This is a genomic window from Streptomyces justiciae, from assembly GCF_015163075.1.
GTDB classification, from domain to species: domain Bacteria; phylum Actinomycetota; class Actinomycetes; order Streptomycetales; family Streptomycetaceae; genus Streptomyces; species Streptomyces justiciae.
This window is the reverse complement of sequence record NZ_JADDXU010000004.1, coordinates 230,883-245,310: the sequence shown is the minus strand read 5'-3', so window position 1 is coordinate 245,310 and position 14,428 is coordinate 230,883. Positions and strand designations below refer to the sequence as shown.

The 14,428-nt window shown below is 72.9% G+C and carries 15 protein-coding genes and 1 pseudogene; 10 read left to right on the top strand and 6 right to left on the bottom strand.

The genetic code is table 11. The annotated features are described in order from the left end of the window. The first annotated feature begins 12 nt into the window (after window positions 1-12). From IQ210_RS13530 to IQ210_RS13515, 4 genes are all read left to right on the top strand, one after another. Window positions 13-981, top strand: coding sequence for an ABC transporter ATP-binding protein (locus tag IQ210_RS13530; protein WP_194079204.1), 969 nt, complete (start codon window positions 13-15; stop codon window positions 979-981). 6 nt (window positions 982-987) lie between these two features. Further along, the gene (locus IQ210_RS13525) at window positions 988-2,157 is read left to right on the top strand and encodes an ABC transporter permease (RefSeq protein ID WP_194079203.1); all 1,170 of its coding nucleotides are present in this window, start codon (window positions 988-990) and stop codon (window positions 2,155-2,157) included. Continuing rightward, window positions 2,154-3,329, top strand: coding sequence for an ABC transporter permease (locus IQ210_RS13520; RefSeq protein WP_194079202.1), 1,176 nt, complete (start codon window positions 2,154-2,156; stop codon window positions 3,327-3,329). Before IQ210_RS13525 ends, IQ210_RS13520 begins: the two co-directional genes overlap by 4 nt. A 111-nt stretch (window positions 3,330-3,440) precedes the next feature. Continuing rightward, window positions 3,441-3,938: a hypothetical protein gene (locus IQ210_RS13515; protein WP_194079201.1), complete on the top strand. Its 498-nt coding sequence runs from the start codon at window positions 3,441-3,443 to the stop codon at window positions 3,936-3,938. Between the two features lie 37 nt (window positions 3,939-3,975). On the opposite strand, the gene IQ210_RS13510 is transcribed toward IQ210_RS13515, so the two are convergent. Genes IQ210_RS13510 through IQ210_RS13500 form a run of 3 tightly spaced genes read right to left on the bottom strand, consistent with a single transcriptional unit; the run spans window position 3,976 to window position 7,993 of the window. Then, on the bottom strand, window positions 3,976-6,345 hold the full coding sequence (locus IQ210_RS13510; RefSeq protein WP_194079200.1) for a glycoside hydrolase family 65 protein: 2,370 nt from the start codon (window positions 6,343-6,345) through the stop codon (window positions 3,976-3,978). Beyond that, the gene (locus tag IQ210_RS13505; protein WP_194079199.1) at window positions 6,342-7,115 is read right to left on the bottom strand and encodes an HAD family hydrolase; all 774 of its coding nucleotides are present in this window, start codon (window positions 7,113-7,115) and stop codon (window positions 6,342-6,344) included. The genes IQ210_RS13510 and IQ210_RS13505 overlap by 4 nt, the downstream gene beginning before the upstream one ends. A gap of 2 nt (window positions 7,116-7,117) precedes the next feature. Beyond that, a complete protein-coding gene (locus tag IQ210_RS13500; RefSeq protein WP_194079198.1) occupies window positions 7,118-7,993 on the bottom strand; it encodes a universal stress protein in 876 nt (291 codons plus the stop codon). Window positions 7,994-8,213: 220 nt separating this feature from the next. Between IQ210_RS13500 and IQ210_RS13495 the strand changes: the two genes are divergently transcribed. The 5 genes and pseudogenes from IQ210_RS13495 (at window position 8,214) to IQ210_RS13475 (ending at window position 10,228) form a co-directional block, all read left to right on the top strand. Continuing rightward, window positions 8,214-8,435 (top strand): hypothetical protein, encoded by a 222-nt coding sequence (locus IQ210_RS13495; RefSeq protein WP_194079197.1) that lies wholly within the window; start codon window positions 8,214-8,216, stop codon window positions 8,433-8,435. A gap of 28 nt (window positions 8,436-8,463) precedes the next feature. Then, complete coding sequence (locus IQ210_RS13490; protein WP_194079196.1) at window positions 8,464-9,123, top strand: DUF4389 domain-containing protein; 660 nt, start codon at window positions 8,464-8,466, stop codon at window positions 9,121-9,123. A gap of 61 nt (window positions 9,124-9,184) precedes the next feature. Next, window positions 9,185-9,313, top strand: a complete 129-nt coding sequence (locus tag IQ210_RS47895) for a hypothetical protein (RefSeq protein ID WP_256783271.1) — start codon at window positions 9,185-9,187, stop codon at window positions 9,311-9,313. A gap of 108 nt (window positions 9,314-9,421) precedes the next feature. Further along, a pseudogene (locus tag IQ210_RS13480) lies at window positions 9,422-9,907 on the top strand (universal stress protein). A 42-nt stretch (window positions 9,908-9,949) separates the two neighbouring features. Then, entirely contained in the window at window positions 9,950-10,228 is a 279-nt protein-coding gene (locus tag IQ210_RS13475; RefSeq protein ID WP_194079193.1) for a hypothetical protein, read from the top strand. 41 nt (window positions 10,229-10,269) lie between these two features. Here the strand turns inward: IQ210_RS13475 and IQ210_RS13470 are convergent, their stop codons facing one another. The 3 genes from IQ210_RS13470 to IQ210_RS13460 form a co-directional block, all read right to left on the bottom strand. After that, a complete protein-coding gene (locus IQ210_RS13470) occupies window positions 10,270-10,476 on the bottom strand; it encodes a hypothetical protein (RefSeq protein ID WP_194079569.1) in 207 nt (68 codons plus the stop codon). A gap of 413 nt (window positions 10,477-10,889) precedes the next feature. After that, complete coding sequence (locus IQ210_RS13465) at window positions 10,890-12,326, bottom strand: MBL fold metallo-hydrolase RNA specificity domain-containing protein (RefSeq protein WP_194079192.1); 1,437 nt, start codon at window positions 12,324-12,326, stop codon at window positions 10,890-10,892. Between the two features lie 225 nt (window positions 12,327-12,551). Then, entirely contained in the window at window positions 12,552-13,238 is a 687-nt protein-coding gene (locus IQ210_RS13460; RefSeq protein ID WP_194079191.1) for a CBS domain-containing protein, read from the bottom strand. A 277-nt stretch (window positions 13,239-13,515) separates the two neighbouring features. On the opposite strand from IQ210_RS13460, the gene IQ210_RS13455 reads away from it, so the two are divergent. Next, complete coding sequence (locus tag IQ210_RS13455) at window positions 13,516-14,409, top strand: universal stress protein (RefSeq protein ID WP_194079190.1); 894 nt, start codon at window positions 13,516-13,518, stop codon at window positions 14,407-14,409. The last annotated feature ends 19 nt before the right edge of the window (window positions 14,410-14,428 follow it).

The following is a 14,428-nucleotide window of genomic DNA, read 5'->3' as shown; positions in this document are numbered from 1 at the left end:
TGAGGTGATGCCATGAACGCCCCTGCGGGGAACCCCGCCGCCGTGCTCGACTGCGCGCACCTGGTCCGGCGGTTCGGCGACCGCACCGCCGTCGACGACGTGAGTCTGCGCATCGCTCCGGGCGAGACGTACGGCCTGCTCGGGCCCAACGGCGCGGGAAAGACGACGACGATCAGGATGGCCTGCGGGCTGCTGCGCCCCGACACCGGGACGGTGCGTGTCGCGGGCCTGGCGGTGACCACGGCCGCCGGGCCCGCCAAGAAGCTCATCGGTTTCGTGCCGCAGGACGTGGCCCTCTACCCGGACCTCAGCGTCCGGGAGAACCTCCGCTTCTTCGGACGCCTGTACCGCCTCTCCCGCCGCGCCCTGGAGCGCCGCGTCGACGAGGTGCTCGACCTCATCGAGCTGCGCGACCGCGCCGGCGACCGGGTGGACGCGCTGTCCGGCGGCATGCGCAGGCGGCTCAACATCGGTGCCGGGCTGGTGCATTCACCGACCCTGCTGGTGCTGGACGAGCCGACGGTCGGGGTCGATCCGCAGAGCCGGCACGCGATCCTGGAGAGCGTCACCCGGTTCGGCGAGGAAGGCATGGCCGTCCTCTACACCACGCATTACATGGAGGAGGCCGAACGGCTCTGCGACCGCATCGGGATCATCGACCGCGGCCGTCTCGTCGCCGAGGGCAGCCCGCGCGAACTGGTCGCGCTGGTGGCCGAACGCGACCGCGTCCGCCTGTCCGCCGTCGGCGATCTCGCCTCGTACGCGGATGCCTGCCGCGGCATGGCCCGCGTCGAGGGCACGGCCCGCACCGGCGACCACGGCGAGGTGGTGGAACTGGTCGTCAAGGACGCGCGCAGCCTGCTGCCGGATCTCCTCGACCTCGCCCACGACCAGCAGGTCGACATCCGCAGCGTGGAGATCGACGAACCCGACCTGGAGGCGGTCTTCCTCCATCTGACCGGCACCGCGCTGAGGGAGTGAGGAGCCGTGCGTGTCGTCCTCGCCATCGCCGCCAAGGACCTGAGGCAGCGGCTGCGGGACCGGTCGGCCTGGGTGATCGTGTTCCTGGCACCGGTCCTCATCTCGGCGCTGATGGCCCTGGCGTTCAACAACAACTCCGAGTTCCGCGCGAACATAGGCGTCGTCGACCTGGACCACGGCCCGGCCGCCACCGGACTCACCCAGGTGCTCAACAGCCCGGAGCTCGAAGACACGGTCCATGTGCGGTCCTACGGCGACGAGAGCGCCGCGCGGCGCGCGGTGGACGCGGGCCGCGTGCACGCCGCGATCGTCGTCCCGGAGGGATTCACCCAGGCCCTGCACGGCGGCACCACCGCGCCCGTGAAGGTCCTGGACAGCGTCGACTTCGGGTTGCAGGCCCAGCTCGCCCGGGCGGTCACCGAGTCCTACGTCGCCCAGGTCAACGCCGACCGGCTGTCCGTCGCCACGGCCGTCGCCGCGGGCGCCCCGCAACGGGACGTTCCCGAACTCGCCGCGAAGGCGGCCCTGTTGCGGCTGCCCGAAGAGGTGCGGGCGGAGGGGCTGCCCGACGACGCGCTGAAGGTGATCAGCTACTTCGGACCGAGCATGGGCATGTTCTTCGTGCTGTTCACGGTCGGCTTCGGGGCGCGCGGCTACTTCATCGAGCAGCAGCAGGGCACCCTCGACCGGATCGCGGCCGCTCCCGTCGGGCGGGGTGCGCTGTTGCTCGGCAAGTCGGTGTCGACGTTCGTGTACAGCCTGGCCGGGCTCGCCACCGTCACGCTGGTCTCGTGGCTGGCCTTCGGCGCGAGCTGGGCGGATCCGCTCGGTGTCGCGGCCCTCAGTGTGGCCATGGCGGTGTGCGTGGTGTGCCTGACCGCGCTGGTCATCGCGTTGGTGCGGACGGAGCAGCAGGCGCAGGGGCTCGCCTCGATCCTCGTTTTCGCGCTCGTGCTGCTCGGCGGCAACTTCGTCTTCGCCTCCGGCACCACTCCCCTGATCCGCCGCCTCGCCCTGTTCACGCCCAACGGCTGGGCCCTGCGCGGCTTCACCGACCTGGGCACCGGCGTGCGCGGCTGGGCCGCGGTGGGCGCCCCGCTGCTGGGCATCGCCGCGTTCTCGGCGGCCGTGGCCCTGGTGACCGCTCTGCTCCTTCGGCTCAGGAGGACGCCATGACCGCACTCGCCGTGACCCGGGCGACGCTGACCCGCGTCCTGCGCGACCGGACGGCCCTGTTCTTCATGGTGCTGCTGCCGGTCGCCATCATCGTCGTCATCGGGGTGACCGTCAGCGGCTTCGACCAGTTCCGGATCGGTCTGGTCCCCGTCGGCCGCACCGGCCCGGTGGCCCAGGAGCTGGCCTCGGAGCTGCGGAGCGCCCCCGGCCTGCGGACCCGGACGTACGACTCCGCGGCGGACGCCCGGACCGCGCTGCGCCGGGCGGAACTGGACGCGGTCGTGGTGGTGCCGGCGGGTCTCGACGCGGAGGTGCGGGCCGGGCGCACCGTTGCCGTGCGGGTGCTGGTGGAGCCCACGGGAAGCGCCGGGCACGGTGCCGTGTCCTCGGTGTCGGCCGTGGTGGCGGGGCACGCGGCGCGGCTCCAGGCCGCCGCCTTCGCCGGTGAACAGACGGGCGGCACCTTCGACGGGAACCTCGCGCTCGCCCGCGGCGCCGAACAGGCGTCCGCGCCCCTCGTCGTGCAGGCGCAGACCGTCAACGGCGAGAGCGACTACCTGCCGCTCGGCTACAGCTACAGCACCCCGACCATGCTGGTGCTGTTCGTGTTCATCAACGCCCTGGCGGGCGGCGCGGCCATCGTGGCGACCCGTCGGACCGGCGTGTACGCGCGGGCCCTGGCGGCGCCCGTCCCCGCCCGCGCCCTCGTGTTCGGCGAGACGGTCGCCTACCTGCTGCTGGCCGTCCTGCAGTCCCTGCTGATCGTCGCCATCGGGGCCCTGGCCTTCGACGTCACGTGGGGCGACCCGCTGGCCGCCGGTGTGCTGATCACCGTGTGGGCGCTGGTGGGCACGGGCGCGGGGGTGCTGGCCGGGGCCCTGTTCCGTACGCCGGAGCAGGTGCACGCGGTCGGCCCCGCCCTCGGCATCGGGCTGGGCATGCTGGGCGGCTGCATGTGGCCGCTGGCGCTGGTGCCGGACTGGCTGCGCACCGCCGGTCACGCGGTACCGCAGGCGTGGGCCGTGGACGCGTGGACGACGCTGCTGTCCCGCGATGGTGACCTGTCCGCCATCCTGGGCGACCTCACCGTCCTGGCCGGCTTCGCCGTCGCGCTCGTCACGCTGGCCTCGCTGGCCCTGCGCCACCGGCTCGTGACGAGCCCGGGCAGTTGACCGCCGACCGGCCCGGCAGCTCGGGCCGACCGGCCCCCGTCGCCGTCAACCACCTGGCGATGTACTGGAGTTGAGGAACACGCGGTTCCTCCCCAGGAGAGGAGTCATGGCATGACACCGTCACGCATACTGCGGCGCGTCGCGCTCGTCGGCGCGCTGGTTGCCGTAGGGGCCGCGCTGCCGACGACCGCGACCGGCGTCCGCACGCGTCCCGCGGCCAAGGTCTCGACCGTCGACGAGCCCGCCCGCAGCGGGAGTCCGAGGTCGACGGTCGGCCGGGTCGCCGACTTCTACGGCGCCTACCTCGACGTGCTGTCCGACTCCGGCCGCGACAAGCTGGCCGAGGCGCTGCGCGAGCACTACCTCACGGCGCGGCTGCGCGAGGACCTGGCCCGCTGGGAGAAGGCGCACCACAAGGACGGCGTCCTGCGCGGCAAGGGCGTTCCGGCCGCCTGGAAGGTCGTCTACAACGACAGCGGGATGGGCCACTGCTGGACCAGGGTGACGCTCACCTGGGAGGACTCCGGGAACCGGGTGCATCACATCCGGTTGCTGGTCCGGTCCGACCTGGAGACGCAGCTCATCTCCGGTATCCGGATCGCCACATGACAGCCCCTGAGGGACGCTCGGCCCTGGAGCGGTCCGGTCAGTCCGGCAGGACCAGACGTCCCGTCTCCCCCGGCGCCAGACTCACCGCGCGGTCCGGCAGCCTCACGTCGATGGGGGTGGCGTCGGACGACGGCACCGTGATCTCCAGCCGACCGCGCTCCAGATGGAGCCGTACGCCCCAGTGGCCCTGGTAGCGGAGCTCGAAGCCGTACGAGGAGAGCTCCGGCAGCGGTACCGGGTCGAGCCACAGGGCGCCGCCGCGCGTCTCCAGGCCGGTCAGTCCGCGCTGGACCAGGTCGAGGGTGCCGGCCATGGCGCCGAGGTGGATGCCCTCTCCTGTGGTGCCGCCCTGGACGTCGGCGATGTCGCCCTGGAGGGCCTCCTGGCAGTACTTCCAGGCCTCCGCCCGCCGCGCCCGGGCCAGCACCCAGCCGTGCACCAGTCCGCTGAGGGTGGAGCCGTGACTCGTACGGTGCAGGTAGTGGTCGACGGTGCGGCGCCATGTCTCGTCGTCGAGCCGCAGCCCCAACCGGGCGAACAAGCCGTGCAGTTCGGACGGTGAGAAGAGGTAGCCGAGCATCAGCACGTCGGCCTGCTTGGACGCCTGGTAGCGGTTGACGCTGTCGCCCTCCGCCTCCAGGATCCGGTCCAGGCGCCGGATGTCGCCGTAGCGCCTGCGGTAGTCGTCCCAGTCGAGCTCGGCCAGGTCGCCGTACCCCTCGAACTGGCTGATGACACCGGCGTGGAAGGGCACGTGCAGGGTCCGCGAGACGTCCTCCCACAGCTCCAGCTCGCCGCCGTCCAAGCCGGTGCGCTCGACGAGTTCACGGCGGCGGGGTTCGGGCAGCGTGCGCAGCAGCTCCAGAGCGCGGGTCAGGACCCAGGCGGCGGTGACGTTGGTGTAGGCGTTGTCGTCGAGGCCGGGTGTGCTCGCGTCGGGGTATGCCTCGTGGTACTCGTCGGGGCCGACCACGCCCTTGATGCGGTGGCGGCCGAGACGGTCGTCGTAGACGGCCGAGTCGGCCCAGAACCGGGCGATCTGGAGCAGCATCTCGGCGCCCTTGGTGTGCAGGAACTCCATGTCGCCGCTGGCCTCGCAGTACTGCCAGACGTTGTAGGCGACGGCCGAGCCGACGTGGTGCTGGAGCCGGGAGTGGTCGGGCAGCCAGCGCCCGGAGCGCGGGTTGAGGTGGAGCTGCTGGGTCTCCTCCCGTCCGTCGCTGCCGCTCTGCCACGGATACATCGCCCCCTTGCGGCCCGCCTGCCGCGCGGCCGTGCAGGCCTGTTCAAGGCGGCGGTGGCGGTAGCGCAGCAGGGCGCGGGAGACCCCGGGGAAGTGCAGGTTGAGGTAGGGCAGGACGAACAGCTCGTCCCAGAAGACATGGCCGCGGTAGGCCTCGCCGTGCAGCCCCCGCGCCGGTACGCCGACGTCGAGGTCGGCGGTGTGCGGGGAGAGGGTCTGCAGGACGTGGAAGAGGTGCAGGCGCAGGATGCGGCCCGACTCCCCGGCCACGTCGAGGGCGGCTCGGCGCCACAGCTGGTCCCAGGCGGTGAGGTGCGACTCCAGCAGCTCGTCGAAGCCGGGGGCGCGGACGACCCGGTCGACGGCGGCGTACAGCGGGTCGCTGATCGCCGGGTCGCGGGAGGTGTGCAGGGCGACGGTCTTGTCGACGGCGACCGTGCGGCCGGGGGTCAGGTTCAGGCTCACCTGCTGGACGGCGTTCGGGGGTTCGTGCCGGTCGGTGACGGGAGCGTCGGCGGTCAGCCGGGCCGCCATGCCGATGCGGATGTCGGAGGTGCGGGTGCGGCAGCGCAGCCACACGGTGTCAGGTGCCGCGGTGCCGGTGTGCACGTGGGTGAGATGACGGCCGTCCAGGTCCCGGTACCTCGGCACACCGGCGTTGACGACGCCCCCGTCGAGGGCGGCCTCGACGTCCAGCTCCCCGTCGAAGCCCTCGGCGGTGAACTCGGTGCGCAGGACGGCCAGATGAGCGTCGGCCATGTGCACGAGACGCTGCTGACGCACCGTCAGCACACGTCCCTCACCGAGGTCGTAGCGGGTGAACCGCTCCAGCATCCCGGAGGCGAGGTGCAGGGTCAGCCGGTGGGCGAGCACTGGAGTGCCGTCCGGGGTGAGCCACGGCCCGCCGGGGAGACGGAAGCGCAGCGGCAGCCAGTTGGGGACGTTGACCATGTCCTCGTTCTCGACGCTGCGGCCGACCACCTCGGAGGTGAGCCGGTTGTAGCAGCCGGCGACGTAGGTACCGGGGTAGTGGACGTCGTCCGCCGCGCACTCCGGCAGCGCGCCACGGGTGGCGAAGTAGCCGTTGCCCAGCGTGCAGAGCGACTCGCGGAGCCGTTCGTCGGCGGGCGCGTAGCCCTCGTACTGCCAGGTCCAGCCCGTCACTTCGTCTCCCCTGCCACGACCAGTTCCGCGAGATCCCGTACGACGATGTCGGCACCGTTGTGCAGCAGCCGGTCCCCCGAGTCCCCCGTGGCGGCGCGGTCCACACCGACCACGAGCGCGAATCCGCCGTTTCGGCCCGCCGACACGCCCGCCAGGGCGTCCTCCACGACGGCGGCACGAGCGGCGGGGACGCCGAGCCGTCGTACCGCCTCCAGGAACAGGTCGGGCCGCGGCTTGCCGGGCAGCTCCAGGCGGGCGGCCTCGCCGCCGTCCACGAGTACGTCGAACAACTCCAACACCGCCGCACGGTCGAGCAGCTCACCGGCGTGGCGGGAGGCGGAGGCGGCCGCGACGGGCGTCCCCGCCCGGCGCAGGGCGCGCACGAGACGGACCGTGCCCGGATAGGCGTCCACGCCGTGCGCGTGCAGCCGTTCCACGAACAGTCGCTCCTTGTCGGCGGCGACGGCCCGCACCGTCTCCGCCGAGGTGTCGAGACCGCGCGAGGCGAGGAAGGCGGCGGCGCCGTCGAGCCGGGACTTGCCGTCCACGTGGCGCAGATAGTCGTCGCGGACGTCGAAGGGCCGCCGCAGAGCCGGGTCTTCCGGCGGGTGGGCGCGCAGGAAGGCGTCGAAGGCCGTCTTCCACGCCGCGGCGTGCACCCGGGCCGAGTCGGTGATCACTCCGTCGGTGTCGAAGACGACGGCCCGGATGTCGCGCAGGGCGGGGGCGAGTTCCTCGCCGGCTTCCGCGGGGCTGTCGGGGCGGCGCACGGTCACACCCGCTGCGGGACGATGGCGACCGGGCAGGCCGCGTGATGCAGCAGCGTGTGTCCCACGCGGCCCAGCTGGAGGCCGAATTGGCCGGTCCTACGGCGCGCCCCGATGATCACGAGGTCCGCGGCGGCCGACCGGTTCAGCAGCACCTTGCGGGCCGGCCCCTCCACGGTGGCACGGCGCACGACGACTCCCGGATGGTCGGCCGCGGCGTCGTGGAGCACCGCGTCGAGCAGGGCGGAGGCCTGCTCGGAGTGCTCGTGGGCGGCGTGCCCGGCGAGCAGCGGATGGTCGGCCGTCTCGTGCTCGGGGCAGCGCCAGGCACGGACCGCGTCCAGGGTGCACCCGCGTGCCTCGGCCTCGCGGAAGGCGAACCGTACGGCCTCTCCGGACGTGGCCGGCTCACCGGCGCCGAGGAGGATCCGCTCGTGGGTGCCCTCCCGGCCCGCGCGGTCGCCGCGCACGACGATCACCGGGCAGTGGGCACGGGCGGCCACCGTCAGGCCGACCGAGCCGAGGAGCAGTCCCTGGAGCTCACCGCGGCCACGGTTGCCCGTCACCAGAGCGGCGGCTCCATGGCCCTCGCGCAGCAGTGCTTCGACCGCCTCGTCCGCGATCACTTCGGTGGACACCTTGACCTCGGGGTTGCGCCGACGGGCGCGCTCCGCCGCGATCCCGACGATGTCGTCGGCCATCACCTGCTCGGACGGCCGGCCCGAATCGGTCCACGGCAGGGCGCCCTCGTAGCGCTCCCACAGGGACGCGTACACCAGGCGCAGCGGCAGGCCGTGCCGGGCCGCCTCGTCCACGGCCCAGTCGACCGCCCGCAGACTCGATTCCGATCCGTCGACGCCCACGACCACGGGCAGCTCCATGGCTTCCACCGCCTTGTGTCGGGCTGCAACGTCGTGCAGCGCGGAGCTCCACTCTCACCGTCCCATGCGCGGGCGCACGACAGGAGGGGTGGATCGGCCCTGGCCGGGGCCGATCGGCCCCTGGGCCGGACTGCTCCGCCCCGAGATGCTGCAAGTGGGAACCGGAGAGAAACCTCTCCGTCGGGGAGAAGGCTCGTCCGGGCAATCGAGGGGGACGGTCATGATTCCAGTCATCCTGATCGGCGGAGTCGTACTGGGCGCGGGCATGGTCTTCGGCTACAGCTCCGTCGTCGTCGGTCTGGTCCTGATGCTCGCCTGTCTCATCGGCCTCACCGTCTTCATGTCCACACCGGGCACGGTCCGGCGTCCGGGTGACAGGGAAACGGTCGTCGAACGGCGCTTCATGGGCAATCACGACGACCACCGCGACTTCCGCGCATGACCGCCTCCGGCTGCGAAGGGATCCACCCATGGCAGCGACAGAAGCACTGCATCCGGCCCACCCCGCCCGGCTCACCGCGACGCTGGACTCCCCGCTGTCGCGGTGGCTGTGGCTGGTGAAGTGGCTGCTCGTCATCCCCCATGTCGTCGTGCTCGCGGTGCTGTGGGTGGCGTTCCTCGGGGTGAGCGTGGTGGCGTTCTTCGCCGTGCTCCTCACCGGCCGCTATCCGCGCGCCCTGTTCGACTTCAATACGGGGGTGCTGCGCTGGAACTGGCGGGTGGCGTACTACTCGTACGGCGCCCTGGGCACGGACCGCTACCCGCCGTTCCGGCTCGCCGACGTCCCCGACTACCCGGCCCATTGGGACCTGGAGTACCCCGAGCGGCTGTCCCGGGGACTGGTCCTCGTGAAGTGGTGGCTGCTCGCACTCCCGCAGTACCTGGTGCTCGCCGTCATCGTCGGCGGCGGCCGGATGCTGTGGGCGTCGAGCGGGCTGGTCGGGCTCCTGGTGTTCTTCGCGGGCGTCGCTCTGCTGTTCACCGGCCGTTATCCGCGCGGGATCTTCGACCTGGTGATCGGTCTCAACCGCTGGGCGTTGCGGGTGGCCGCGTACGCTGCCCTGCTCACCGACGTCTATCCGCCGTTCCGGCTCGATCTGGGCAGCGCCGAACCGGAGTGCCTGCCGTGACCACCGTCCTGGTCTCCGTCTTCCTGTTCGCGACCCCCGGTACTCCTGGGCGCTCGCGGCGGTGACGGCTGCGGCCGTCGGGCTGCTGCTGAGAACCCTGTGGTTCAACCCGTGGCTGTCGCTCGGCGTGCTGCTCGACGCCGGGGTCATCGCCGCCGTGCTGCCGACCTGGCCGGCCTCCCTGTACTGAACGGCGGCCCGGCAAGGGCCCCTTCGGCACTCATGCCGTCCCTCTCGGCTCACGTCGCCGTGCCTGATTCCCGGCGCGCTGGACACACGGAGACCGAGGGAGGCAGCCATGACGGAACGCCCGGCCGAGAACAGCATCGTCGTGGGCGTCGACGGGTCCGAGGCCTCGCGGGCCGCACTGCGCTGGGCCGCGGAGCAGGCCCGGGCGCTGCACGCTGTGGTCGTCGCCGTCCACGCCTAGGAGCCGGTCGGCCCCGGACTCGCGCCCTACGCTCCCGTGACAGCCCGCCCGACGCCCGCGGAGCAGTGCGTGGAGGCCGCGCGGCTGGTGGCATCGACGGTGCGCGAGGTGTTCGGCCCCCGGATCGGCGATCAGGTACGTGCCGTGGTCGTGGAGGGGCAGCCCGCGCGCGTCCTGCTGGAGCAGGCACACGGAGCGCTCCTGCTCGCTCTCGGCCACCGGACCGACGGCTCGGACGGGCGGCCCGCTCTGGGACCGATCGGACGTGCGTGCCTGCGGGGCGCCACCGTCCCCGTGGTGGCCGTGCCCGCCAGCGACGGACACCCGGCGCTGCGGGCCGTCGGGGCCGCGTGAAGGACGTCGTCCCCACCTGAGGCGATCCTTAGACTCACCGGCATGGACCACAGCGAGAGCTGGGAAACCGTCTGCAGGGTGTGCGGGTACGACGACGCGGACGTGTTCTGGGCGGACGGCTGGCCGACAGCGGAGATCTGCTCCTGCTGCGGCAACGAGTCCGACGTCGCGGACGACAGCGTCATGGCTCTGCGCGACTACCGCGGTCACTGGGTGGGGCAGGGCGCCCCGTGGCACAGTCCCGGTGCGGAACGCCGGCACAAGAGCCGGGGCTGGGACCTGCTGGGCCAGCTGGCGAACATCCCCGAGCGGTGGCGCTGAGCCGAGCCGTGAGGGCCGAGGCGGGTGCGCGCCCCGGTGACTCAGCAGGAAACAGAAGTGCGGTGGTCGCTGCTACCGGTGCGTGGCGGCGTCTGCCGCGGTCCCGTCGGCGGGCGGTGCCTGCGGCGGTTGATCCGGCGCAGCGCCAGCTCGTCGAAGAGCGCGGCGAGCGCGAACGTCAGGCCCATCGCCGCGAACAGCAACAGGGCGAACCTCTCCCAGAACTCCGGTGTCAGACTCGTGCCCACGGTCCTCGCCCCCTCCTCGGTCGGCGTCGTTTCCCTCACACCTCCAGCAAACTCCGGCAGGCCACCGGGCACATGAGCCGACCGGCCCGGACCCGGGGCCCGCGCGTCCCTTGCCGCCGGACCGTGCGCGCTCCGGGGCCGAACGGCCCCTTGCGTCCGGTACCGCCCGGCCCGCGATCGGGGGTCGATGGCCTCATGGTCCGCACGCCGGGGGCCGACGAGGATTCCTGGTACGCGCGGTACCGGCGCAGCCGGAACATCGCGGACGGCGTTCCAGGAGGCGACGATCATGAAGCGGATACAAGAGGCCAGACGCCCTCGGACTCCGCGTCGGCCGGAGCCGCAGGATCTGCGCACGCCCTCCGGGCGCCCCATGCCCTACTGAACGCCCCGCTGAGCGGTCCCGTCCGCGGTCAGCGGACCAGCACCCGCTCCCCCGAGCGCGGTACGACCGCCGTCCACCCCAGCATCCGGTCGATCCGGTCCCGCAGGGCATCGGCCGCGTCCGGCTCCCCGTGGACCAGGTAGGTGGCGTGCGGAGCGGGCGCGTCCCGCAGCCAGTCGACGATCTGACCGGCATCGGCGTGTGCCGAGAAGTGCGGCAGGTCGGCGACCTGGGCCCGCACCGGCACGTACTCACCGAACATCTTCAGCACCTGGGCGCCCTCGACGAGGTCCCGTGCCCGCGTGCCCTGCGCGGCGAAACCCACCACGACGACCGCGTTGCGCGGGTCGGGCAGCAGCCGCCGCAGATGGTGCAGGACCCGTCCGCCGGTGGCCATGCCGGACGCGGAGACGATGACGGCCGGTCCGTGCGTGCGGCCCAGCTCGTCGGACTCCTGGACGGAGCGGACCGGGTGGAACGGCTCGGGGCCGAGCGCGGCCGGGCCGGCCAGGATCACCTCGGGGCGGAGCTCGGCGGCCTTGGCGAGGACGGCGTCCCGGTAGACGTCCAGTGCAGCCAGGGCCATCGGGCTGTCGACGTACACCGGCACGGCGGCCGGGAGCGCCCCGGCGCGGCGCAGTTCGGCGAGCTCGTGCAGGACCACCTCGGTGCGGTCCAGGGCGAACGCCGGGATGACGACGGTTCCGCCGCGGGCGAGGGTGCGGCCCAGCACCTCGGCGAAGCGCGCCCGGCCCTGCTCCTCCTCGTGCCGGCGGTTGCCGTAGGTGGACTCCATCAGCAGGACGTCCGCCCCGGAGAACGGCTCCGGCGGCAGCAGCAGCGGATGGCCGGGACGGCCGAGGTCGCCGCTGACCGCGATGGTGTGGCCGTCCTCCAGGGTGAGGTGGGCCCAGGCCGAGCCGAGGATGTGCCCGGCGGGGTGCAGCGTGAGCCGGGTGCCGGTGGCGATGTCGACCGGCGTGTGCAGGGGGACGGGGTCCAGCAGCTTCAGGGTGCGGTCCACGTCCGAGTCGTCGTACAGGGGCTGGGCGGGCCGGTGCTTGGACCAGCCGTGTTCGTTGGCGTGGTGCGCGGCCTCCAGCTGGAGCTTGGCGCTGTCGCGCAGCACGATCTCCATCAGGCGTGCCGTGAACTCCGTCGTCACGATCCGGCCCCGGAAGCCGTGCCGGGCCAGCCGCGGCAGATACCCGCAGTGGTCCAGGTGGGCGTGGGTGACGACGACCGTCTCGATGTCGGCGCCGTCGCAGGGCAGTTCGCGCCAGTTGCGCCGGCGCAGGTCGGCCAGGCCCTGGAAGAGCCCGCAGTCGACGAGGACCCGGGCGTGGTCGCTCTCGACGAGGAACTTGCTGCCGGTGACCGTTCCCACTCCGCCGAGGAAGGTCAGCAGCGCCGGCCGTGAACGCGTCGCGGCACTCTCCTCCGGTCCCGCCACCACTGTGATCATGAGGTCGCTCTCCTTCGGGACTGGGGCCGGTCGGCCCTGTTGTCTCTGCGGTCGGTGTGGTCTGCTGGAGATACGGAAAGGACCCGACGGAGACGCGGGGAAGCGGCCCGCAGCCGCGCACCGCGCAATCAGGATCCGCGAGAAGCGGGTGGGTCCTTTCCGCTCTGCCGTGCTCAGGTCTCGTCCACTGCCTCGCGCTCAGGTGTCGTCTCCACTGCCTCGCGCTCAGGTGTCGTCCACGAGATCCGGGTCGAGGACCGGCCGCCGCGGCGGGCCCGTCAGCGCGCTGTCCACGTCCACCACGCCCTCGACGGCCCGTGCCAGTCGTACGGCGATGGGGACGAGCCCGGTGTCCCAGACGCGCCCGGCCAGGGTGACGACCCCGTCCCGCACGTCCACGCGGACCGGTTCCAGCGGGTCGGGGAAGAGCGGCTCGACGACCTCTCGGCGCACTTCCTCGGCGATGTCCGCGTCCGTGCGCAGAAAGACCTTCAGCAGGTCGGTGCGGCTGACGATGCCCGTCAGGACGCCTGAGCCGTCGACGACCGGCAGGCGTTTCACCTGGTGCCGGGCCATGATCCGGGCGGCCCGGGCGAGGCTCGCGTCCGCGTCGACGGTGACGGCGGGTGCCGTCATGAGCTCGCCCGCGGTGCGTGCCTGGATCCGCGCAAGGGCCTCGGGACGGTGCAGTCGGACGTCCGCGTCGGGGTCGTGCGCACGGAACTCCTCCTTGGGCAGCAGGTCGGCCTCGGAGACGACACCCACGACCCGGTGCCCGTCGTCCACCACGGGCAGCGCGCTGACCTGCCAGCGCCGCATGGCCTTCACGATGTCCTTGAACGTGGCGGTGCTCCCGAGGGCGACGACGGTGTGCGTCATCACGTCGCCCACGAGGCGGGGGGTGCTGTGCATGAGGGCCTCCGGCGGTGCTCGGCGGTCGTCGTGGGGACGACGTCTGTCTCCAGCCTGGGGCGGGCGGACCGTTCCGGGCTTGGGCCGACCGGCCCTCGTCAAGGGCCCCGACAGGGCAATCTCCCTGACGCCGCCGCTTCCGCGCTGCCCGCAGGGCCGTTCGGCCCCCCTGCCGGGCCGGGTCAGCCCCTGCCCGCGCACGCCCCGGCACCGGGACGCTGGTGACGAAGGGATCCGCGCACCGGCGCGCGGACACTGATCCGGGGAGGTGAGGTCCGTGCCTCGCCCCGTTGTCGTAGGACTGGACGGTTCGCGGGAGAGTCTCGCCGCCGCCGACTGGGCGGCCCGGGAAGCGCTGCGGCGCGGTCTGCCGCTGCGTCTGGTGCACGCGTGGGAGGGCGGGACCTCGGCCGGCGAGCCGGGGCTGCCCGAACTGGCGGCGCCCCGGTACTGGTCGGAGCGCATTCTCCAGGGCGGCCTGGACCGTCTCGGCGAGAGCTACCCGCAGGTGCGGCTGAGTGCCGACCAGGTGCCGCACTCCGCGCCCGACGCCCTGGTCACCGTGGGCGACGAGGCGGAGCTGCTGGTGCTGGGCAGCCGCGCGTTCACCGGCTTCGGCGGCTTCATGGCCGGATCGGTGGCGCTGGCGACAGTGGCTCGGGTGACGCGGCCGGTGGTGCTCGTACGGGCCCATCAGAGCCTGGAGTCCGAGCACCTGCCGGACGTGGACGGCCGGCCCTCGGTCGCCACGCCGTACCGCGACGTGGTGGTCGGCGTCGACCCCGCGCACCGGTGTGAGGAGTTGCTCGCGTTCGCCTTCGAGAGCGCGATGATGCGGGCCGCCCCGCTGCGGGCGGTGTACACCTGGCGGCTGCCGTACATGCCCGGCGCCGCCGAGGCCAAGGCCCGCAAGGCGATGGGCGCAGCCGCGGCGCACGCTCTGCGGACCGTCCTTGAGCCGTGGCGGGAGAAGTTCCCCACCGTGGAAGTCCAGGAGCTGGCGCCGGAGGGCCGTGCCGCGGTCCAGCTGACGCACGCCGCGCAGGACGCCGCCCTGCTGGCCGTCGGCCGCAGGATCCGGCCGGCCCGTATCGGTACGCACACCGGACCGGTCGCGCACGCGGTGATGCACCACGTCCGCTGCCCGGTCGCCGTCGTGCCCCACGAGTGAGCCGCTCGGGGGCGGAGAT

Coding starts and splice junctions, on each gene's coding strand:
- IQ210_RS13530 (WP_194079204.1), top strand. CDS start 13: ATGAACGCCCCTGCGGGGAACCCCGCCGCCGTGCTCGACTGCGCGCAC.
- IQ210_RS13520 (WP_194079202.1), top strand. CDS start 2,154: ATGACCGCACTCGCCGTGACCCGGGCGACGCTGACCCGCGTCCTGCGC.
- IQ210_RS13515 (WP_194079201.1), top strand. CDS start 3,441: ATGACACCGTCACGCATACTGCGGCGCGTCGCGCTCGTCGGCGCGCTG.
- IQ210_RS13500 (WP_194079198.1), bottom strand. CDS start 7,993: ATGGAGCTGCCCGTGGTCGTGGGCGTCGACGGATCGGAATCGAGTCTG.
- IQ210_RS13495 (WP_194079197.1), top strand. CDS start 8,214: ATGATTCCAGTCATCCTGATCGGCGGAGTCGTACTGGGCGCGGGCATG.
- IQ210_RS13490 (WP_194079196.1), top strand. CDS start 8,464: ATGGCAGCGACAGAAGCACTGCATCCGGCCCACCCCGCCCGGCTCACC.
- IQ210_RS13475 (WP_194079193.1), top strand. CDS start 9,950: ATGGACCACAGCGAGAGCTGGGAAACCGTCTGCAGGGTGTGCGGGTAC.
- IQ210_RS13465 (WP_194079192.1), bottom strand. CDS start 12,326: ATGATCACAGTGGTGGCGGGACCGGAGGAGAGTGCCGCGACGCGTTCA.
- IQ210_RS13460 (WP_194079191.1), bottom strand. CDS start 13,238: ATGCACAGCACCCCCCGCCTCGTGGGCGACGTGATGACGCACACCGTC.